This window comes from Herbidospora sp. RD11066, from assembly GCF_054661255.1.
This window is the reverse complement of the sequence record NZ_BAAGDO010000178.1, coordinates 1-266: the sequence shown is the minus strand read 5'-3', so window position 1 is coordinate 266 and position 266 is coordinate 1. Positions and strand designations below refer to the sequence as shown.

The following is a 266-nucleotide window of genomic DNA, read 5'->3' as shown; positions in this document are numbered from 1 at the left end:
GCAACTCCAAAAGCTGTTCCCACAGCTGTAAAATCAGGTCTTTCCTGGACTGGATTCTGTCAGACTCATGATAATTCTCCTTCTCCAACTCATCCGCAACTTGAACAATGGCTTTGATACGTTCTTCATAAGCCATGATGTCAGTTTCAATGGCCTCGTGTTTCTTTGTCGCAGCTTCCACTGCAGCCAGGTCATGACCAAAGTTGTCTTGTGACACCAGACGCTGATTCTCATTCAACCATGTCTCCCGCATAGCAGCCTTTCGA

General features: G+C 46.6%; 1 protein-coding gene. It reads right to left on the bottom strand.

The window, feature by feature from the left end; genetic code table 11:
• A partial coding sequence (locus ACYQ78_RS39690) for a hypothetical protein (RefSeq protein ID WP_459806157.1) occupies window positions 1-238 on the bottom strand: 238 nt, incomplete at its 3' end.
• Window positions 239-266: the final 28 nt, after the last annotated feature.